We start from the raw sequence: 16,800 nt of genomic DNA on the forward strand, positions 1-16,800 counted from the left end.
GCTTCTTAATATTGTTAAAACCAGCAGAGCAGCGGTTCTCCAGTAACGGAGATCGCTGCTCTGCTGTTTGTGGTTTTAGCACATTGGGAGCAAGTGCGAGCCAGCTGATCTCAGTTGGTCAAGGTGGGAGAGATGTAAGTTGGTCTCAGTAGGTTGCGGGCAAACATATGCTATGTGACCTCCAGCGACACTATTGGCAGGCAAGACAGAGGGATGGAAACAATAAAAACTTCGGCGATGATCGGTATGCTCGTACCCCGTAACCTGTTAAACCGTACCCCGTACCCCGTACCCCGTACCCCGTACCCCGTACCCCGTACCCCGTACCCCGTACCCCGTACCCCGTACCCCGTACCCCGTACCCCGTACCCCGTACCCCGTACCCCGTACCCCGTACCCCGTACCCCGTACCCCGTACCCCGTACCCCGTACCCCGTACCCCGTACCCCGTACCCCGTACCCCGTACCCCGTACCCCGTACCCCGTACCCCGTACCCCGTACCCCGTACCCCGTACCCCGTACCCCGTACCCCGTACCCCGTACCCCGTACCCCGTACCCCGTACCCCGTACCCCGTACCCCGTACCCCGTACCCCGTACCCCGTACCCCGTACCCCGTACCCCGTACCCCGTACCCCGTACCCCGTACCCTGTACCCTGTACCCCGTAACCCTAGTGTCCCCGGCTGTTCTCTAGTTTTTTAAACACACTATCTACTTGATATTCCCCAGTTTAATGTCATCTGTGTCCGATAATGTGGGCTTATGCTTACCCCCACGGGCTATCGGACACAGCCGCCGCTATTTGCCCATTTATCACCATTGGAGCGATGTTTCGGACACCAGCGCAGCTATTGGTGTGGAAAACGCTGAAAACTGGTTTATTTCGCATCAATAGCGGCTATTGGCCCGATAGCATCCGAAATATAGCTAAATCCAGCAATTAAGGTCATCTGGGTCCGATAACGTGGGCTTATGCTTACCCCCACAGGCTATCGGACACAGCCGCCGCTATTTGCCCATTTATCGCCATTGGGGCGAAGTTTCGGACACCAGCGCAGCTATTGGTGTGGAAAACGCTGAAAACTGGTTTATTTCGCATCAATAGCGGCTATGAGGTCCGATAGCGTCCGAAATATAGCTAAATCCAGCAATTAAGGTCATCTGGGTCCGATAGAAAAACTCGGGAGCGCGAATGTGATCGGATTAAATAAAAATTAGTTTTTAGATCAAGACCTGAAAAAAAGAGGGCATCCTAACAGCTAGTTCACAGCTGTGGGGATGCCCTCTTGATTTTTAATAAAAACTCAGCGTGTATCCTTCCAGAAATTCAGAGGTTTCAGATCTGAGCTAATGACGTGGAAGGTATATCCTTCTTTTTTCAATGACTCTAAAATACGAGGAAGCACTTTAAGTGTAGCCTTTTGATCATGCATCAGAATAACTGGATTGGTCTGCGATTTCTGCAGCTTATGAACCTGATTCATAACCGAATTATAGATCGTCGTACTAGCATCCTTGTATTTCCAATCCTCAGAGTCCACGTTCCAATCCCACAGATGATAACCTTGAGCCAACACTTTATCTCTAAAGGTCTTTGTGAAATAAGGTTTGCTTCCATAAGGAGGACGAATTAGTGTGGTGCTTTGACCTGTAATCTTTTTCAAAATGGCGTTATCGTTATCCATCTCACCCAGTGCAGCGGCAGGTGAAGCATAAAACTTCTCTTTCCGGTGCGTCATTCCATGCAATGCGAGACCATGTCCTTCATTCGCAATCCGTTTCACTTGCGTAGTATGCTGGTTCATATTCGGTCCGATCATGAAAAAAGTTGCCTTCGCATCATATTTTGCCAAAATATCAAGCAATGTAGAAGTAGTGGCCGTTGGTCCATCATCAAAGGTGAGGTATACGGTCTTACCTTGCTTCCCAACAGTTGGCGTAGAAGTTCCAGGAGTTGCGGTTGGCTTCATTTCCTTTTTAAATTTACTCACAAATGTTGCATCATCTAATGTAGCTGAGCCATCTTTTACACGCAATAAATTTTGATCTGCTTTAAAGGAAATTCCGAAACCAAGATAAGAAGTCAATTTCAGTGGAACCATGGTTTTTCCGTTTTTCAAAAATGTATTCATGGATATGGTCTTTCCATCGCTTAGAGTAGCTGTTGCATGATCATTCAGCAGTTTGATTGATCTGTTCTGACCTGTAACTTTTATCCCATCACTCACTCCAGTTAGCGTTAACTTAAGTTCCTGTGACAGATCACGTAGAGGAACGTAATAGGTATCTTTTACCGAAACTGCTTCAATAGTTGTTAACTTATCGTTCACACCTAACCTAAGGGAGCCTGCACCTGCTGCATTCACTGAATCTATCGCTCGTATTGATCCAGAACCTATGAATAATACGATTAATAATAGCCATACTTTCTTTAAAGACATCGTCAAAAATCTCCTATCTATGTATATTTGTCTATTACCTTATCATACATTGATAGAATGAAATTTGAGAGATTGTAACCCCCAGCAGAATAATTTGTTACCTTTTAGTAGTTAACTGTGATTTCAACCACAATCATAAAAAGCACGTAACTCCGGCTAAATACTGACGCATCAACAAAAATGGTTAAAATAACCCCGTTTTGCGCAAAATAGATGTGTCCAAATTAGCAACTTTAGTAAACTATTGAACAAAGTTTGAACGGAATTTTTCAACCCATAAACAGCGCCGTTACAGTGATCTTTATCATACTATTAGAAACTTGTAACAAATTGATCACACATATTTAACTTGTTCGCCATTATTAAGGTCTTTTTTAGGCTAAATGGAAAAATAAGTCTTTTGCTTTCTTCCCCATAAATTCTTACTATATATAAAGGTTAATGTTGAGGGTTAATAAAAGAAGTATTGAAGGAAGGAGCTTAAGCATGAACAAAAAGGGACCGTTATACGCTTTATTTCTCAGCCTAATTTTACTCTTGCCAGGATGCAGTTCAATCGCTGTTCTGAATCCGAAGGGGCCGGCTGCAAGAACTTTATCTGACACGATCATTCTCTCCATTGTTATGATGCTCGGTGTTCTGGCAGTTGTCTACATCTTATATGTCTTCGTTCTTTTGAAATACCGTGCTAAAAAAAGCAACGAAGATTATATTCCTCCTCACGAGGAAGGAAACAAATGGCTGGAGGCTATCTGGATTACCATTCCGATTATTATCGTGGCATTCCTCTCCGTAGTCACCGTCAAAACAACAGTAGATGTAGAAAATGTTGCAGCGGATTATAAAGATCAGAAACCGCTTGTAATCTATGCTTCCTCCTCTAACTGGAAATGGCATTTCAGCTATCCAGAGGAAGGGATCGAAACAGTAAACTACGTTAATATTCCAGTTCACCGCGCTGTAGAGTTCAGATTGTATTCTTTCGGTACAATCTCAAGTCTTTGGATCCCACAATTGGGAGGACAAAAATACGCGATGAGCGACATGATCACAACCTTGCATCTTTCAGCTGATACTGTAGGTTCTTATGTCGGAAGAAATGCGAACTTTAATGGTAAGGGCTTTGCCCACATGGAGTTTGAAACACTTGCGATGACAGATAAGGATTATCAGGAATGGGTGAAAGACGTTAAAGAAACGGCGGGTCCACTGACGGAAGATGAATTTAAAGGTCTTTTGGAAATGGAACATGTCGGACGTAAAACGTATACGAATACTCACTTATCCTTTAGCCCGCCTCCGGGAAGCCATGGTGACCATATGAGTAATGGTGGCACTGAAATGGATACGGATAACGGAAGCATGGAGCATCAGGATAATAAAGAAATTCACCCGACTCCAGCACCATCCAGTGAGACGGAATTCAACACCGAGCCTAATCCAGAACTGGATGAGCCGACACCTAGTTCTCCATTAGAAGAGAGCACAACACATGACGGACACTAGTCAATGTTAATTGAACAACTTGAAAGGAGCGATTCCTAATGGATTGGGATAAATTTAAGGTCCACGGCGAACCCTTGATATACGGAGCTATGGCAAGTATTGTTCTGGCTACGATCGGGATTATTGTCGGCCTGACCTATTTTAAAAAATGGGGATATTTATGGCGCGAATGGTTGACTACTGTTGACCACAAACGTATTGGGATTATGTATATCCTCGCAGCATTGCTTATGCTTTTCCGCGGCGGCGTTGACGCTATTATGATGAAGCTGCAAACAGCAGCCCCGGACATGAAATTTCTTGACGCACAGCATTATAACGAGGTATTTACAACACACGGCTTGATTATGATCCTTTTTATGGCCATGCCGTTTATTATCGGTCTGATGAATGTTATCGTTCCGCTGCAAATCGGCGCTAGAGACGTTGCCTTCCCGCGTCTGAACGCTGTCAGCTTCTGGCTCTTCTTCTTTGGAGCTATGCTGCTTAACATTTCGTTTGTTATCGGGGGATCGCCAGATGCTGGTTGGTCCGCATATTTCCCGCTAGCAAGTCTAGAGTTCAGTCCAACGGTGGGTAATAACTATTACTCGCTCGCACTACAAATTTCAGGTATTGGTACGCTCATCACAGGCGTTAACTTTATTGTAACGATTCTGAAAATGCGTGCACCAGGCATGAAGTTGATGAAAATGCCGATGTTTACTTGGTCCGTATTGATCACCAACGTAATTATCGTATTCGCATTCCCTGTGCTTACGGTAGCACTTGCGTTGATGATGTTCGACCGGCTGTTCGGCTCTCAATTCTTTACGATGGCCAATGGCGGTATGGATATGTTATGGGCCAACCTTTTCTGGGTATGGGGTCACCCTGAAGTATATATCGTTGTCTTACCGGCATTCGGTATTTATAGTGAAATTATCGCCACCTTCTCTAAAAAGAACCTGTATGGATATACATCCATGGTATTCAGTATGTTGATCATTTCCCTCTTGTCCTTCTTAGTATGGGCTCACCATTTCTATACAATGGGTCAAGGTGCTATGGTTAACAGCTTCTTCTCGATTACAACCATGGCCATTGCCGTACCAACAGGTGTGAAAATATTTAACTGGCTATTCACCTTACGAAAAGGGCGAATAACCTTTACGACACCTATGCTATACACCCTGGCCTTTATTCCGATCTTTACGATTGGTGGGGTAACAGGTGTCATGCTGGCTATGGCCAGTGCCGATTACCAGTACCATAATACGATGTTCCTGGTTGCCCATTTCCACTACGTTCTTATTCCAGGTGCGGTCTTTGCCGTTATCGCAGGTTTCCATTACTGGTTCCCTAAAGTATTCGGTTTCCGTCTGAATGAACGTCTTGGCAAGCATGCCTTCTGGTGGATTATTATTTCCTTTAACGTATCGTTCTTCCCGCTGTTTATTCTCGGACTTAAGGGTATGACCCGTCGACAATACACATATTCTGCGGACACTGGATTTGGCCCGCTGAGTATGGTTTCATTTGTAGGTGCGATCGGTCTCGCGATTGGATTTGTAATCCTGGTTTATAACATTTACTGGAGTACTCGTTACGAACCAAGAGATACTGATGGCGACCCATGGGATGCACGTACTTTGGAGTGGGCAACGAAAAGCCCGATTCCAGCTTACAACTTCGCAGTGGTTCCAAATGTAAAAACACGCGATGCATACTGGTCTGCTAAACAAGATAAAGTACCACTTTTTGAAGATAAGATTACTAAGATTCATATGCCTAGCAACACAGGAAAACCATTTATTCTGGGTGTTATCTTCTTCATCGCAGGGTTCTCTCTGGTCTTCAGTCTTTGGATTCCAGCGATCCTCTCTGGAGTAGGTATCCTCATTGTTCTAGCTGCTATGTCCTTTGATCGGGATCACGGATTCTACATCCCAGCAGAAGAAGTTATTGCTACTGAAAAGAAATTGCGGGGTGAGACAGTATGAAAATAGATGCGTCTAAGCCGCTTGAATACTCAACAGAAGAGAATAGTAATAAAATCTTTGGCTTCTGGGTTTTTCTAGGAGCGGAGATTGCACTGTTCGCTACGTTGTTCACTGTTTACTTTGTAATGGTAGACCGTTTTGCCAGCGGCCCTAGCGGGCCGGAGCTTTTCGAAATTGGTCCGGTGATGATCGAAACATTGCTGCTGCTGACAAGTTCGTTTACGATTGGTCTTGCGGTTCATGCCATGCGGCATGGTTACCAAAAAGCCATGATGGTCTTTTTCGGACTAACCCTTCTAATGGGTCTCGGCTTCCTTGGTATCGAAATCATGGAGTTTGTCACTTATGTTCACGAAGGGGCTACACTTCAAACCAGTGGTTTCCTATCCAGTCTCTTTGTACTGCTGGGAACACACGGAGCTCACGTATCGTTCGGGTTCCTGTGGGGTGCGGCTATTCTAATCCAGTTGAAGCGTCAAGGTATTAATCCGGCTACGGCCAATAAATCCTTTATCTTCTCGCTGTACTGGCATTTCTTGGACGTTGTCTGGATCTTTATTTTCAGCTTCGTCTATCTGAAAGGACTGATGTAGCATGATGAAGCAATTGTTTCCAATTCGCCATGTGATGGGTTTCTTAGCCTCTCTTGTCCTTTCTGTGGCTGCACTTGCTGTAATCTACCTTGATCTATCCAACACTGCGAACATGGCAATCCTGCTTGTTACAGCCCTCATTCAGGCTTCCTTGCAGCTCTTCCTGTTCATGCATATTGGTGAATCAGCAGATACCAAGAAAGAACTTTACATCAATATCGCCTATGCCTTATTCGTTGGTTTAGTTACGATATTCGGTACGCTCTTCATCTTCGTATGGGGCTGGTATGCTTAATTACAGTAACTAATACTCAAAGGGACGTCTTCTATGCCTAAATGGCTTAGGGACGTCTCTTTTTTTTGGTTTACTTAGGAGGTTTGTTGTAGCGGATGCCCGGAAATGGGCATCTTCCCAGGCAATAGCTGCACTGGAGTCCGAAACTTCGCTCAAAAGACGAAAAATGTGCGAATAGGGTCATCTGGGTCCGAAATCTACGGGGGATGAGGTTGGCTCGGCGCGATCGGACTCAGATGACCTTAAAAGTGGAAATCAGCGTCATTTGAGTCCGAAAGCCCCGGGAGACAAAGGTGGCTCGGCGCGATCGGACTCAGATGACCTTATAAGCGGGAATCAGCGTCATTTGGAGTTGTAACGGATCCCAAAGTCGCTATTGCCTAGAAAAACGCGCAAAATGAGCGCTTTTCTAGGCAATAGCTGCACTGGAGTCCGAAACTTCGCTCAAAAGACGAAAAATGTGCGAATAGGGTCATCTGGGTCCGAAATACACGGGGGATGAGGTTGGCTCGGCGCGATCGGACTCAGATGACCTTAAAAGCAGGAATCAGCGTCATTTGGAGTTGTAACGGACCCCAAAGCCGCTATTGGTGTGAAAAACGCGCAAAAGGAGCGCCTTTTTAGGCAATAGCTGCACTGGAGTCCGAAACTTCGCTCAAAAGGCGGAAAATGTGCGAATAGCGTCATCTGGGTCCGAAAGCCACGGGGGGTGAGGTTGGCTCGGCGCGATCGGACGTAATTTTGATTAATAACAAGGGATAGATAGATCCCCAAAGGATAATCTTGGGGATTTTTTGTTGACATATAAATCAAACTGTATTAATAATAGTAGTACAGTTAATACACACCAAAATGGATTTAATGCAAGATAGTGGAAGGAGGAGGGTTATGTTCGAACTGGACGTTCGTAGTCGGAAGCCGATTTATGAGCAGCTGACCGATAAGGTCAAGGAGATGATTCTGTATGGTATTTTGCAGACGGATGAACAGCTACCTTCTGTAAGGACTTTATCCCAGCAGCTAACCGTGAATCCCAATACGATTCAGAAGGCTTACCGTGAATTGGAACGTGAGGGGTATATCTATTCATTACAGGGGAAAGGAAGTTTTGTAGCCCCGATGAAAAAAGAACAAAATGCGATCAAAAAAGCGGAAGTCCGGAATGAGTTGCTGAGGCTGATGGCGGAGGCGGTATACCTTGGGTTTACCGCAGCTGAGATTAGTTCTTTGTACCAACAAGTGGAGAAGCAAAGAGAAGGAGGGAAGAGTGATGATTGAGATTCGAGGAGTCAGCAAGTTATTTCAAGGCGAGAAGGCAGTCGACGATATCTCTTTAACGGTACATAAAGGAACAATTTATGGGCTGCTCGGCTCTAATGGCGCGGGCAAAACTACGCTGCTCAAAACATTGGCGGGCATCTACTCTCCAGATAAGGGGACCGTGCGGGTGGATGGTGAAGCAGTATTCGAACACCCCACGACTAAGCAACGGGTTATTTTTATGCCGGATGCTCCTTACTTTTTCCCACAATCCACCATGCTGCAAATGGCGGCCTTCTATCGCTCGATTTATCCGAGCTGGAATCAGAAGCGTTTTGAAGATTTGGGAACCGTATTTCAGCTCGATAAAAAGCGCAAGCTCAGTCGTTTCTCCAAAGGGATGCAGCGGCAAGCGTCATTCTGGTTGTGTTTAAGCTGTATGCCGGATGTGCTGATTATGGATGAACCGATTGACGGATTAGATCCGGTGATGCGGCGTCAGATCAAAAACCTGCTATTCCAGGAGGTTGCTGAACGCGAGCTGACGGTAATCATATCTTCGCATAACCTTCGTGAGATTGAAGATCTGTGCGATCATGTCGGGATTATGCATGGTGGGAAGATGTTGATTGAGAAGGATCTGGATGATCTTAAGGCGGATACACATAAGATTCAAGTGGCGTTTCGGGATGAACGGCATGAGATTCCGTTAGCTGCCAAGTTACAAGTTCTGCATCAAGAGCGCCGGGGAAGTGTGAACCTATATATTGTAAAAGGGGATCGTGAACGGATCAAAGCGGCTTTTCAGGTGTACGAGCCATACGTATTCGATTTGCTTCCATTGACGTTAGAAGAGATTTTTATTTATGAAATGGGGGATGTCGGATATGACGCGCAGCCATTACTACTTTAATAGCAGTATTTTTCGCCAGAACTTCCGCCAGCATGGCTGGATAGGGATTATATATGCACTCGGCTTATTATTCGCTCTTCCATTGCAGCTCTTCATGAGCAACAATCCGGATGCAAAACCGCAGGAAATTGATCATTTATTTCGCATAGCTGGTAGTGTGCAAGCCTTATTTATCATTACGATCCCAGTTGCCGCAGGACTATTCTTATTCCGATACCTTCAGGCAAAATCACCCGCAGATCATTGGCATAGCCTGCCTTTACGCAGAGAGCATTTATTTACAGCTCATCTGACGAGTGGACTTACCTTACTGTTGCTGCCTGTTTGGTTAACTGCTGGGGTGGTTGCCGTTATTAAGCCATGGAGTGGGAATTTTTATATTTTTCAAGGCGCAGATATTTGGCAATGGTGTATCACAGTTAGTATTCTGACTTTGTTCCTCTTCTGCTTTAGTGTTTTTGTGGGAATATGTACGGGCCAATCTATTCTTCAGGGAATTATCATTTATATTTTGCTTATTCTTCCTGCTGTACTGATCTCATTAATCCACAGCCATTTAGCCATGTATCTTTATGGTTATGCAAATGCAAATTCTAACTTGCATGATTCCAATTCGCAGATATGGTCTCCTTTTGTTCATATCGTGTATTATTTTACCGGCAAACCCTTCACCAATACAGAATTATGGATTTATGGGGTATTGGCACTTCTATTTATTGGGTTGTCCTACCTGTTATACCGTAAGCGTAATACGGAAAAAGCGGGTCAGGCTATTGCTTTTGGATATTTCAATCCACTGTTTAAAGCAGGGGTAATGTTATGTGCCATGCTTATTGCCGGTAATTATTTTGCGCAAATGAAGCAACAGCAAATGGGCTGGGTGATTAGTGGATATGCCATCGGAGCCATTATTGGTTATGTTGCCGCAGAAATGATTGTTCGGAAAACATGGCAGATTATGACGCGTAAAGTGGTAGCCGAGTTTGCAGTTTATGCAGTAATGTTGGGATTACTTCTGTATATCCCGGTATCAAGTGTTACGGGGTATGAAGCCAGAGTGCCTTCCGGTGATAAGATTAGCGGAGTATATATGGGAGCTAACTACCGGTTGTATACCCCAACGGATGATTTGTACACTACACCCTACATGGGGCAGAATCCTTTTTCCGATGATAAAGATTATATAGAAGCTGTCCGTAAACTTCATCAAACGGTAGTTACGGTACGTCCAGATCATACGTCACGACAATATGTTTATGAATATTTTACTCTGGCTTATCAATTGGAGAACGGCGACAAGCTAGTGAGGGAATACTGGATCCCTAAAAAGGGGTTCGAATCAGAGCTCAAAGCGGTTAAGGATACCGAAGCTTACAAGTATGAAAAGTATAATTTAGCTCTCTTAGACAAAGACCTGGATTTTATGTGGGTTACTAACAGGAATAAAAAAGTAGCCATCTCGGATCCCGGGGAAATTTCAGAGCTAAAGCAGATTATCAAACGCGAAATTTCGAATATGTCCTACGAAGTACAGATAGATAAGGACGGAAAACCTGATGTGGCTAATATCCAAGTAGAGGTAAAGGTAAAAGAGAACAGTAATCAAGTTTCTACAGATTATGGTTATTATTATCCGTGGAAGTCAACTTTTCATGAGTTAGAGAAATGGATGAACGAAAAAGGTTATGCCGATAAAATACGAATAACAGCTGAAGATATCCAATCGGCAGAGATTATAAAAGATGATTATATGGACGAGAAAACACCTAAGAACCCTACTAGTCCTGAACAAAGAGTAGCGCTTGCGCGTGAAAAGAATCGTACGGCTGTTACGAAGGATAAGGTTCTATTAACAGATGTTTTGGCCCATCATTTCCATTATGGTGTTGAGAATGGCAACTACATTGTGAAGTTGATGTACAAAGAGGGTTATAGCGATTTCGTAATGTTAAAAGAATCAGATATGACATCTGAATTGAAAGCATTGCTGAAATAAGCTAAGAAGTAAGTAAAAGATTACAGATAAAAGATTACAGATAAAAGACTACTGGTTGACATAAACTGGATAGTTGGATTATGCTTTTGGAGATAGGATAAGGATGAAATGGACCTTTCAGGTCAGCCTCTGAACCAGTATATTCGTTTCCGGTAAAATAACATTGCTGTATTAACTGGTAAGGAGTTCTGTATTTAGGTGAAGCCCGACCATGGACGAAAGAGTCCATGGTCTTTTTTTGCATATTAAGAGGTAATACATGGATGTGCGATTGCTGTAATGCCTCTGGAGTCTGCTTCGGCAGATCTTTTACTGTAGAATAATATAAATAGGGAACATTGAGGTGGAAATATAATGTTAAGCAATACAGCGGAAGTATCGTTAAGTAAATTTATGACTAAGCTGCTGCGGCATACCCCAGAGCAATATGGTCTTATTTTGGATCCAGAGGATGGTTCCTGTAGGTTGGATGATTTGCTGTCTGTTATTGTCAGCACTCCTAGATGGTCAGAGGTGACTGTGGGAGATATTCGGCAAGTGGTCGCAGGCTGCGACAAGCAACGATTGGAAATCGTTGATGACCGGATCAAAGCCCGGTACGGGCATAGCCATACAAAAATCACTTATGAGCCGGGGACTCCGCCTGCTGTACTTTTTCACGGAACTCATTCTGGTGTGCTTTCTGTGATTTTGGAGGAGGGACTCCAATCGATGGGACGGCAGTATGTTCATTTGTCTGAAGGGACTCATTTTGCCAGTTTAGCCGGAAGTCGCAGAGGGAAATTGATATTGTTAACCGTTGATACGATTAGAGCGGGTCAAATGGGTGCAACCTTTTATAATGCGGGTAATAAGGTTTGGTTGGCAGGTCATATACCGCCTTCCTGTCTTAATGGGTTTACCCCGTAAGTTGAACTAGATCGACGTTTAGTTAGGAGGCATAATAACATGGATGAAATTCCAGATCACTTAGATCACGGATTACAGATTGTATTTATTGGGTTCAATCCTAGTATCCGTTCTGGCGAGGTAGGACATCATTACGCGAATCCGCGGAATAATTTTTGGAGAATATTACATCAGTCTGGACTTACTCCCCGGTTGTATGATGCGTCTGAGGATGGGGACTTGCTTAAGCTGGGCTATGGGTTTACAAATATTGTTGCCCGTCCCACACGGGGAATCGACGATATTACTCGTGAAGAATACCAGGAGGGTCGGGAATTGCTTCGCTCCAAGCTGGAGAAATATCGGCCTCAAGTCGCCTGTTTTGTAGGTAAGGGTGTGTATACAGAGTTTAGTCGCAGAACAAAAGCTAACTGGGGATTTCAAGGGGGCGAGCCTCCAAAGGTAGATGGTGTCCGTGAATTTGTTGCACCCTCTTCCAGCGGATTAGTTAGAATGCCGATGGAAGAGATCGTTGGAATTTATCGCAGATTAGCCGAGTTTACGCAAGAGAACGATGGGTGATTGATGTATTTGGAGTTAGGGTGCTAAAGGACACAGGAGTCGCTAAAAGTAACAAATCACTCTAATTTGCGTGCTATCGGACTCCAATGCAGCTATTGGGTAGAAATAGACTGAATATGAGACTATTTTGGGTAGATAGCGTCTCTGGAGTCCGAAATCACCACTAAATGGCCGAAAATCCGCCAATAACGGCGCCTGAGTCCGTAAGAGTAAAAGCTGGGGAGTTGGCCATGGATCTACGTAGATCCCGTAGATCCGTAGATCCGCAGATCCTGTAGATCCGCAGATCCTGTAGATCCGCAGATCCTGTAGATCCGTAGATCACCGTAGATCACCGCAGATCACCGTAGATCCCGTAGATCCCGTAGATCTCGCAAGCTCTGGCAAACTCTCGCATCTTAGCTATCTCTCGCTACCCTCCAACACAAAACGAGCAAGATTCCATATCGGAATCTTGCTCGTTTTATAACTTCAAAAGGCAGTCTCAGTATATGAGACATGCCCTTAGTCCCTAAAATACATTAAGTCTCGATCAGCAGCAGAATGATAGAGGATAAGGATAGACAAACACTAATCAGGCATAGCACGGCAACGACCTGCTTCTGGTTCAGGCCCGCCCGAAGCAGGCGGTAATGAGCCTGGGTGGCATCGGCTTGATAAATGGACTTGCCTTGGATGAAACGTTTGACTACGACAAAAATGTTGTCGAAGATCGGTACGCCCAGCGCCAGAATAGGGATGAACAGCGACAGGACGGTGGCTTGCTTGAACGCGCCGTCGAGTGCAATTACCGCAAGGATGAAGCCGAGAAAGGTTGCCCCGGCGTCGCCCATAAAGATTTTGGCGGGCGGCTTATTGTAGCGCAGATAAGCAAGCGTAACGCCAATCAGCGAAATTGCCATAATGGCAGATGAGGATTGACCCTTCGCCAGTGCGACTACGAATAACGTAACCGCCGAAATGGCCGTCAAGGCACCAGCTAGACCGTCCATGCCATCCGAGAAATTAATAACAGTGGTTACGCCGAAGATCCAGATAATCGTCAGCAGAAACGATAGAATGACTGGCAAAATGATATAATCACCTGAAAATGGATTGTAAAATCCGGTAAAGGCGTTGCCAGAAGCATAAACCAGGATCGCTGCGCTAACTTGTACAATTAACTTGGGCAGGGCTGGGAAATCTTTGCCCTTCGTTTTGTACCAATCATCCACCGTGCCTATGGTCAGCAACAGTACTCCACCAACAAATAATGCGACAGTCTCCATGGAGAAATCACGCGCGAACACCAGATAAGTAACAAAAAATCCGAGAAATATTGCGTAGCTGGCCGTTAGCGGAATGGGCTCTCTATGAATTTTACGCTCAACGTCCTGCCGAGGCTTGTCCACAAAATCAAGCCGAAAAGCAAGCTTGCCGAGCGGCGGAATTAGAAAGTAGACGATAAGAAATGACATTAGAAATGATAAAACGTATAAAATGACGCTCACCACCGTTTTCTTTTTAAAATACCACAGATCGATTAAATCTACCTTAAAAAAGTAAAATTTTGTCGTGAGAGGTGTGAAGTTGACTTGCCAGCATCGCTGTAGTACCTTGTTGAGAAAAGCTCTTTGGGGGATATTTATGAAATACGATGTTATTTTATTTGATGCCGACGATACGTTGTTTGATTATGGAATGGCAGAAAGTCACGCGTTGTCTAATGCCTTTCTACACTTTGGGATGCCCACAGGTGCAGCAGATTATGCTGCCAGTTATCAAGAGATTAACCACGCATTGTGGAGGGATTTAGAACAAGGAAGGATTTCATCTGCGGCGCTGCGGGTAGAGCGGTTCAATCGGTTGTTTGCTGCACATGCGCTTGAGCTTGATCCTGAATCATTTAGTGAGGCGTATCTACGTTTCTTAGGCGAAGGAACCTTTCTGATGCAGGGAGCGATCGAGCTATGCGGAGAGCTTGCAGAGTGCCGCCTGGCGATTATCACGAATGGAATCAAGGATGTGCAAACTTCCAGAATCCAAGGCTCGCTGCTGAGTGATACATTTGAGCAGATCATTATCTCAGAGGAGGCAGGATGTCAGAAGCCAGAGACCGGGATTTTTGATTACGCTTTTGCCAAATTGGGGATTGAGGATAAAGAAAAAGTATTGATTGTGGGTGACTCCTTAACCTCTGATATTCAAGGCGGAATTAATTATGGGATTGATACCTGCTGGTTTAACCCGCTCGGTAAGATTAATGAGTCCGGCGTTCAGCCAAAATACGAAATTCGAAACCTCTCGGAGCTACTAGATATTGTAGGGAAAGCTACTAACCTTCAATAAAAAATAAGGTGTGAGCGCATAAGCGTCTCACACCTTTTATTTAGTAACCTGAAAGAGGTTTATTGCCGAGTATCCAGCGGCTTCAGATACGCCTCGATTTGCTGGCGTTTCGATTCCAGAAATGGCGGCAGCGCAAGCGATTCACCTAAACTTTCCATAGGCTCATCTGTAGCAAAACCTGGTCCGTCTGTAGCTAGCTCGAAAAGGATGCCGTTAGGCTCACGGAAATAGAGGGAACGGAAGTAGAAGCGGTCGACGAAACCGGAATTAGGAAGCTGTGCCTGGCGGATGTGTTCGATCCATTGCTTCAATTCGTCTTCATTATCGACGCGGAAGGCGACGTGATGTACCCCGCCACGTCCCAAATGCTCTTGATCCAGATCATTGCGTTCCTCCAGATGTACCTCAGTGCCTGACCCGCCTTCACCGGTCTCGAATACGATCACATCTGGCTGACAGGCAACTGTTGAAGGGTAGGTTCCTATACGGCGGAAGCCAAGCAACTGCTCCAGCACCACCGCTGTATGTTCTGCACTTTCGACTGTGAGATGTGCGGGACCTAAGCCTACAATGCCATATTGGGCAGGCACTGGGCTTTTAGCCCAAGGAGTACCGCCGGCAACACCGTTATCATTTTCGTCGGATACGAGAATGAAACGTTGACTCTCGTGATCGCGGAAGGATAAAGTCTGGCGTCCACCAAGTACCTGTATCGTCCCATGCTCCACGTTAAGCTCGGTGAAGCGTTGCTCCCAATAGGTAAGTGCGGCATCGCTTGGGACTCGAAGGGAGAGGGCGGAGATGCTGTTATTGCCCTCGCGGTTGCGGCCCGCCATCGGAAGTTCAAAAAAGGTTAATTCGGTTCCGGGATTGCCCTTCTCATCTCCATAGAATAAATGGTACACTGAAATATCATCCTGATTTACTGTTTTTTTAATGAGACGAAGTCCGAGTACCTCTGTATAGAACTTAAAGTTCTCCTGTGCTTTGCCAGTAATAGCTGAGACATGGTGAAGTCCTTTTAACGTTAAGCTCATGGTAGTTACCTCCGTGTAAATGCTTAGGGTTTGTGGATTATTTTTAATATCGATAGAATTATTGGTGAATATTATTAAGTTACTATAATTTTAATAGTAATAACAAACTTTTGCAAGTGGATATTAATGTTTCATGAAATTTAATTCATACATAAGGAGAGAGTATAAGTGCACACAACAACAAGCTTGATGAAACAATTACAGGAGTTGGAGATTGATCCACGGGGGACCATTCTAGTTCATTCCTCGTTAAAAAGTGTTGGCGAAGTAGAAGGAGGTGCGAACACGGTGCTGGATGCACTCAGCGAATATATGAAGGACGGGCTGCTTGTTTTGCCAACGCATACATGGGCTTATATTAATGCGGATAATCCACGCTTCTCTGTTCAAGATTCCCCATCTTGTGTTGGGATATTACCGGAGCTGTTCAGAAAACGTCCGGGCGTTGTTCGCTCTTGGCATCCGACTCATTCTGTAGCGGCTTTGGGTGTTGATGCTGAGGCGTTTACTGCAGGGGATGAACGTTGGGATACGCCATGCGCCCGTGGTTCAGTATGGGGCAAGCTGCTTGATCGTAAGGCGGAAATAGTACTGCTGGGCGTCGATCTGCGGCGGAATACGTTCATTCACGGTATTGAAGAGTGGGTGGATATTCCGGGCAGAATGACGGATAGTCATGAGGAATTATATACTGTGACGCCGGGTGGCGATGAAATCATGGTGCCTTCTCGCAGACATTGTGGTCTCTCTTGGTCGGAGCATTTTTGGAAAGTGGAACGCGAGCTTGAGGAAGGCGGTGCCATGCGTAAGGGGAATTTCGGGGATGCGCTAGTTAGAGTGTGTGGAACAGTAGAAACGACGGATATTTTAAGCCTGATGCTAAAAGAGAATCCTGATCTTTTCTCCGATAATGAACCGCTGCATGGTGAGTCCAAACCAGATCCGCTTCCAAAGACCAGACGTGAACAACCATAGGT

General features: G+C 45.0%; 14 protein-coding genes. 11 read left to right on the forward strand and 3 right to left on the reverse strand.

Annotation, left to right across the window (positions count from 1 at the left end; genetic code table 11):
- Nucleotides 1-1,306 precede the first annotated feature (1,306 nt).
- Entirely contained in the window at nt 1,307-2,443 is a 1,137-nt protein-coding gene (locus NYE35_RS04835; RefSeq protein WP_076104213.1) for a polysaccharide deacetylase, read from the reverse strand.
- Between the two features lie 486 nt (nt 2,444-2,929).
- On the opposite strand from NYE35_RS04835, the gene qoxA reads away from it, so the two are divergent.
- The 9 genes from qoxA (at nt 2,930) to NYE35_RS04880 (ending at nt 12,458) form a co-directional block, all read left to right on the forward strand.
- Nucleotides 2,930-3,949: a cytochrome aa3 quinol oxidase subunit II gene (gene qoxA / locus NYE35_RS04840; protein ID WP_036680822.1), complete on the forward strand. Its 1,020-nt coding sequence runs from the start codon at nt 2,930-2,932 to the stop codon at nt 3,947-3,949.
- A gap of 38 nt (nt 3,950-3,987) precedes the next feature.
- Nucleotides 3,988-5,931 (forward strand): cytochrome aa3 quinol oxidase subunit I, encoded by a 1,944-nt coding sequence (gene qoxB / locus NYE35_RS04845; protein ID WP_036680823.1) that lies wholly within the window; start codon nt 3,988-3,990, stop codon nt 5,929-5,931.
- On the forward strand, nt 5,928-6,524 hold the full coding sequence (qoxC, locus tag NYE35_RS04850) for a cytochrome aa3 quinol oxidase subunit III (RefSeq protein ID WP_036680826.1): 597 nt from the start codon (nt 5,928-5,930) through the stop codon (nt 6,522-6,524). The genes qoxB and qoxC overlap by 4 nt, the downstream gene beginning before the upstream one ends.
- 4 nt (nt 6,525-6,528) lie before the next feature.
- Complete coding sequence (gene qoxD / locus NYE35_RS04855; protein WP_036680878.1) at nt 6,529-6,819, forward strand: cytochrome aa3 quinol oxidase subunit IV; 291 nt, start codon at nt 6,529-6,531, stop codon at nt 6,817-6,819.
- 888 nt (nt 6,820-7,707) lie between these two features.
- Nucleotides 7,708-8,097, forward strand: a complete 390-nt coding sequence (locus NYE35_RS04860) for a GntR family transcriptional regulator (protein ID WP_341120275.1) — start codon at nt 7,708-7,710, stop codon at nt 8,095-8,097.
- Nucleotides 8,090-8,992 carry an ABC transporter ATP-binding protein gene (locus NYE35_RS04865; RefSeq protein WP_036680830.1) on the forward strand — a complete coding sequence of 301 codons (903 nt, stop codon included), beginning with the start codon at nt 8,090-8,092 and terminating at the stop codon, nt 8,990-8,992. The genes NYE35_RS04860 and NYE35_RS04865 overlap by 8 nt, the downstream gene beginning before the upstream one ends.
- Entirely contained in the window at nt 8,946-10,988 is a 2,043-nt protein-coding gene (locus tag NYE35_RS04870; RefSeq protein WP_341120277.1) for a hypothetical protein, read from the forward strand. The genes NYE35_RS04865 and NYE35_RS04870 overlap by 47 nt, the downstream gene beginning before the upstream one ends.
- A gap of 354 nt (nt 10,989-11,342) precedes the next feature.
- Nucleotides 11,343-11,897, forward strand: coding sequence for an RNA 2'-phosphotransferase (locus tag NYE35_RS04875; RefSeq protein WP_076274038.1), 555 nt, complete (start codon nt 11,343-11,345; stop codon nt 11,895-11,897).
- A 39-nt stretch (nt 11,898-11,936) separates the two neighbouring features.
- Entirely contained in the window at nt 11,937-12,458 is a 522-nt protein-coding gene (locus tag NYE35_RS04880) for a mismatch-specific DNA-glycosylase (RefSeq protein ID WP_076179883.1), read from the forward strand.
- A gap of 521 nt (nt 12,459-12,979) precedes the next feature.
- Here NYE35_RS04880 and NYE35_RS04885 read toward each other — a convergent pair.
- The gene (locus NYE35_RS04885; RefSeq protein ID WP_038568881.1) at nt 12,980-13,915 is read right to left on the reverse strand and encodes an MraY family glycosyltransferase; all 936 of its coding nucleotides are present in this window, start codon (nt 13,913-13,915) and stop codon (nt 12,980-12,982) included.
- Between the two features lie 169 nt (nt 13,916-14,084).
- Between NYE35_RS04885 and NYE35_RS04890 the strand changes: the two genes are divergently transcribed.
- Nucleotides 14,085-14,786 (forward strand): YjjG family noncanonical pyrimidine nucleotidase, encoded by a 702-nt coding sequence (locus NYE35_RS04890; protein WP_036680840.1) that lies wholly within the window; start codon nt 14,085-14,087, stop codon nt 14,784-14,786.
- A gap of 59 nt (nt 14,787-14,845) precedes the next feature.
- Here the strand turns inward: NYE35_RS04890 and NYE35_RS04895 are convergent, their stop codons facing one another.
- Nucleotides 14,846-15,823, reverse strand: coding sequence for a ring-cleaving dioxygenase (locus NYE35_RS04895; RefSeq protein ID WP_038568883.1), 978 nt, complete (start codon nt 15,821-15,823; stop codon nt 14,846-14,848).
- Between the two features lie 168 nt (nt 15,824-15,991).
- On the opposite strand from NYE35_RS04895, the gene NYE35_RS04900 reads away from it, so the two are divergent.
- Nucleotides 15,992-16,798, forward strand: a complete 807-nt coding sequence (locus NYE35_RS04900; RefSeq protein ID WP_052096796.1) for an AAC(3) family N-acetyltransferase — start codon at nt 15,992-15,994, stop codon at nt 16,796-16,798.
- The last annotated feature ends 2 nt before the right edge of the window (nt 16,799-16,800 follow it).

This window comes from Paenibacillus sp. FSL L8-0494 (assembly GCF_038003695.1).
In the GTDB taxonomy this organism is placed as follows: Bacteria; Bacillota; Bacilli; order Paenibacillales; family Paenibacillaceae; genus Paenibacillus_AQ; species Paenibacillus_AQ odorifer.

What these genes read in the sequence shown, in the direction of transcription:
- NYE35_RS04870 (WP_341120277.1), top strand. Translation starts at nt 8,946, where the DNA reads ATGAAATGGGGGATGTCGGATATGACGCGCAGCCATTACTACTTTAAT.
- NYE35_RS04890 (WP_036680840.1), top strand. Translation starts at nt 14,085, where the DNA reads ATGAAATACGATGTTATTTTATTTGATGCCGACGATACGTTGTTTGAT.
- NYE35_RS04885 (WP_038568881.1), bottom strand. Translation starts at nt 13,915, where the DNA reads ATGTCATTTCTTATCGTCTACTTTCTAATTCCGCCGCTCGGCAAGCTT.
- qoxA (WP_036680822.1), top strand. Translation starts at nt 2,930, where the DNA reads ATGAACAAAAAGGGACCGTTATACGCTTTATTTCTCAGCCTAATTTTA.
- qoxD (WP_036680878.1), top strand. Translation starts at nt 6,529, where the DNA reads ATGAAGCAATTGTTTCCAATTCGCCATGTGATGGGTTTCTTAGCCTCT.
- NYE35_RS04880 (WP_076179883.1), top strand. Translation starts at nt 11,937, where the DNA reads ATGGATGAAATTCCAGATCACTTAGATCACGGATTACAGATTGTATTT.
- NYE35_RS04860 (WP_341120275.1), top strand. Translation starts at nt 7,708, where the DNA reads ATGTTCGAACTGGACGTTCGTAGTCGGAAGCCGATTTATGAGCAGCTG.
- NYE35_RS04865 (WP_036680830.1), top strand. Translation starts at nt 8,090, where the DNA reads ATGATTGAGATTCGAGGAGTCAGCAAGTTATTTCAAGGCGAGAAGGCA.
- qoxB (WP_036680823.1), top strand. Translation starts at nt 3,988, where the DNA reads ATGGATTGGGATAAATTTAAGGTCCACGGCGAACCCTTGATATACGGA.
- NYE35_RS04835 (WP_076104213.1), bottom strand. Translation starts at nt 2,443, where the DNA reads ATGTCTTTAAAGAAAGTATGGCTATTATTAATCGTATTATTCATAGGT.
- qoxC (WP_036680826.1), top strand. Translation starts at nt 5,928, where the DNA reads ATGAAAATAGATGCGTCTAAGCCGCTTGAATACTCAACAGAAGAGAAT.
- NYE35_RS04875 (WP_076274038.1), top strand. Translation starts at nt 11,343, where the DNA reads ATGTTAAGCAATACAGCGGAAGTATCGTTAAGTAAATTTATGACTAAG.
- NYE35_RS04895 (WP_038568883.1), bottom strand. Translation starts at nt 15,823, where the DNA reads ATGAGCTTAACGTTAAAAGGACTTCACCATGTCTCAGCTATTACTGGC.